Below are 3073 nucleotides of genomic sequence, written 5' to 3'. Positions count from 1 at the left end.
GCAAAACGCAGGGACTCGTATGCAAAGAAGCTGGATACCCTGGGAGTGCGCCTCAAGGATTGAGCGCGGCCCAGCCTAATGCCGGACACCAGTCATTGGCGACTACCCCAAACTGGCCCCAAGCGATTGCAGCAACCGAGCCGCTGCAGAATTCGGTCGGCGGCAACAACCGTTGCCAACGAGCACATTGAAAAGCAGCCAGCGGTAGAGCTGGATGCGGGCCGCCGCTTTTTGGCGGCACAGCTTGATGGCCTCGGCCAAGGTTTGCAGATTGGCTTGCTGGTATTTGAAGGCGCGTGACTTGTTGAGCAACTGGCAGGTGTCGATGATGTGAATGCGCTGCGTGGCGGCATCACCGGGCGCGCGTACCCGGTCAAATCGTTCAATGAGGGACCTCCGGCGCTGGCACGTACAGCCGGTCAACGGCGGGCACCGAGGCAGCGTGCTCATACGCTGGCTGCTTTTTTGGAACGGCGAGGCCGCAGCGGACGAAGCCCCTTGGCCTGCAGCGCCTGGAACTCAGGCAAGGCTTTGTCGGGGACATCCACCTTGAGCTGCAAGCCCACCTCGTCCAGCAGCTTGAGCACCAGGCCAAGTTGCACGGATTCTTTGCCGCGCTCAAACTCACCCGCAAACACCGGGCCTACGCCAGCACTGCCTGCGGCATCGTCCAGGCGAAGGCCTTGTGTGTGGCGAGCGGCTCGAACCAGCATGCCCAGCTCGGCAACGGTAGTGATGGGAATCAGCATCTAGAGACCTCGGAATCTATGCGGTTGCAAAGATTTTAGTCGGCTTGCGTCAAATCCACACCAGAATATATGCGCTCGCGTATCTTGAAGCATCGCCACGCACCAGGATGGCGAAAACTATGCGATCGCATTGATTTTCAAGACGATCCCTCACCGTCAATGCCTCCATCAGGCGGATCGTTAATGTGTCGGTCGGGTAATGGCCATTTTGGCCTTTAGCCCAGGTTTTATCTGGGCCAATAGCTATGTTTTTTATAACAAAAATAGCCTGTTCGCCGTGCGACTCAGAAACAACGCTCGGCGCAATCCCACTCCAGAATCTGCCAGCGCGTGGCCCCCGTCGAGCAGTCGATGCGGGCCTGTGTGTCATTGAGCTGGCGCAGGGTCAAAGCGAAGTGGCTGGTGTCGGCTGCACGCTCACCAATGATGCTGGTAAGTGGTTCGTCACCACACCTGGAAGCGTGACGGTTCAAAAAGCAATGGCGCTGTTTGGTGAAACACTTAATAGCGTTTTCATCCCATCCAGACAATTTTCAAAAGCTCAAAATACCCCTTGGCACAGCCATTGCTTGCCCTGTCAGCATGCAAATCCACCGCCAGCCAGTTCTGACCCCGCCCAACGCCGCCGTGGAGCCGGTGTTGCAAAAGCAGCTGGCCCTGCTGCTGGAATCCACCGGTGAGGGCATTTACGGCATTGACATGGCGGGCCGCTGCACCTTCATCAACCGCGCCGGGGCCCACATGATCGGGCGCGAGCCTGACGAGGTGCTGGGCTGCAACATGCATGAGCTGACCCATCACTCACTCCCTGACGGCCAGCCCTACGCCGAGCACGACTGCGCCATCTTCAACGCCTTTCGCCAGGGTCTGCCCTGCCGCATCGACACCGAGGTGTTCTGGCACCGCGACCAGCATTGTTTTCCGGTGGAGTATTCCAGCTACCCGCTGATGGACGGCGACACCGTGCTGGGCGCGGTGATCACCTTTGTCGACATCACTGAGCGCAAACGCGCCGCCGATGCGCTGCAGGCTGCCAAAAGCGAACTGGAGCAGCGGGTGGAGGAACGCACCCAGGCGCTGTCGGTGGCGCTGGGGCAACTGCGTGAACTGTCGGCCTATTCCGAGACCGTGCGCGAAGAAGAGCGCACCCGCATTGCCCGCGAGGTGCATGACGAGCTGGGCAGCCTGCTGGTGGCGCTGAAAATGGACGTGAACTGGATGGACAAGCGCCTGAGTGAACAAAAGCAGCGCACACCCCATGAAGCCGAAGCCATGCGCACCCGGCTGCGCAGCAAATGCCAGAACATGAGCGGCCTGATTGAGCGTGCCGTGGACAACGTGGGCCGCATCATCACCGACCTGCGCCCCAGCATCCTCGACCACCAGGGCCTGTGGGCCGCGCTGGAGTGGCAGGCGCACGAGTTTGCCCAGTCGGCCGAACTGGCGCTGGACTGGGACATGCAGGGCACCGACGGCGTGGAACTGCCCGAGCCCGAAGCCATGGCGGTGTTTCGCATCTTTCAGGAAATGCTCAGCAACGTGGCCCGCCACGCCCAGGCCACGGCCATCACCCTGCGGATTCAGGTGGCGCAGGCCCTGCTGACCATTTCGGTGCAAGACAACGGCTGCGGCGCCAGCCCCATCGCCTTCGAGGCCCCCACCGCCTATGGCGTGATGGGCATGCGCGAACGCGCCCGCCATTTTGGCGGTCAGCTTGAGATTTCAAGCCAAATTGGCCTGGGGTCGGCATTCACCTTGCGCCTCCCACTACCAAAGACATAGCATGATCAAAGTCCTGATTGGTGATGACCACCGCATCGTGCGCGAAGGCCTGAAACAGGTGCTGGCCGATGCGCCCGATGTGAGCGTGCTGGCCGAAGCCGCCAGCGGGGCAGACGTGCTGGCGCAAGTGGCCGCGCTGGGCGGCGCTGCCGGGCTCGACCTGGTGCTGCTGGATATTGCCATGCCAGAGCAAGACGGGCTGGAAGTGCTGCAAATTTTGCGCCGCACCCACCCCAAGCTGCCGGTGCTGATGCTCAGCACCTACCCGGAAAAACAATACGCCGTGCGCTGCATCAAGCTCGGCGCCGGTGGCTACCTGAACAAAAGCGCCGACCCCGACGACATGCTGGCCGCCGTGCGCAAGGTGGCCGCAGGCGGCATGTATGTCACCCCCGACACGGCCGAGGCGCTGGCAGCGGCCATGGCATCGGCCGGCCGCTCTGGCGCAGCGGCACAAGCGGTGGTGGCCGGGGTCGATGCCCTGTCGCACCGCGAATACCAGGTGTTTCGCCTGCTCAGCATGGGGCACAGCGTGGGCGAAA

The 3073-nt window shown here is 61.8% G+C and carries 5 protein-coding genes; 2 read left to right on the top strand and 3 right to left on the bottom strand.

The features are described 5' to 3' along the window. Window positions 1-102 precede the first annotated feature (102 nt). From PHW99_RS18555 to PHW99_RS18545, 3 genes are all read right to left on the bottom strand, one after another. Window positions 103-450, bottom strand: coding sequence for a HipA domain-containing protein (locus PHW99_RS18555; protein WP_300181270.1), 348 nt, complete (start codon window positions 448-450; stop codon window positions 103-105). Then, a complete protein-coding gene (locus PHW99_RS18550; protein ID WP_300181267.1) occupies window positions 447-749 on the bottom strand; it encodes a helix-turn-helix domain-containing protein in 303 nt (100 codons plus the stop codon). Before PHW99_RS18550 ends, PHW99_RS18555 begins: the two co-directional genes overlap by 4 nt. Before the next feature lie 284 nt (window positions 750-1033). Continuing rightward, window positions 1034-1222 carry a hypothetical protein gene (locus tag PHW99_RS18545; RefSeq protein ID WP_300181265.1) on the bottom strand — a complete coding sequence of 63 codons (189 nt, stop codon included), beginning with the start codon at window positions 1220-1222 and terminating at the stop codon, window positions 1034-1036. 109 nt (window positions 1223-1331) lie between these two features. Between PHW99_RS18545 and PHW99_RS18540 the strand changes: the two genes are divergently transcribed. Beyond that, on the top strand, window positions 1332-2531 hold the full coding sequence (locus PHW99_RS18540; protein ID WP_300181263.1) for a PAS domain-containing sensor histidine kinase: 1200 nt from the start codon (window positions 1332-1334) through the stop codon (window positions 2529-2531). Between the two features lies 1 nt (window position 2532). Continuing rightward, a partial coding sequence (locus PHW99_RS18535) for a response regulator transcription factor (RefSeq protein WP_300181260.1) occupies window positions 2533-3073 on the top strand: 541 nt, incomplete at its 3' end.

The sequence above is a fragment of the Rhodoferax sp. genome (assembly GCF_028689305.1).
Lineage (GTDB): Bacteria > Pseudomonadota > Gammaproteobacteria > Burkholderiales > Burkholderiaceae_C > Rhodoferax.
The sequence above is the reverse complement of the archived record's forward strand: the minus strand, read 5'-3'. Positions and strand labels throughout refer to the sequence as shown.

Excerpts from the sequence above, each read along its gene's own strand:
- PHW99_RS18555 (WP_300181270.1), bottom strand. The coding sequence starts at position 450 with ATGAGCACGCTGCCTCGGTGCCCGCCGTTGACCGGCTGTACGTGCCAG.
- PHW99_RS18550 (WP_300181267.1), bottom strand. The coding sequence starts at position 749 with ATGCTGATTCCCATCACTACCGTTGCCGAGCTGGGCATGCTGGTTCGA.
- PHW99_RS18540 (WP_300181263.1), top strand. The coding sequence starts at position 1,332 with ATGCAAATCCACCGCCAGCCAGTTCTGACCCCGCCCAACGCCGCCGTG.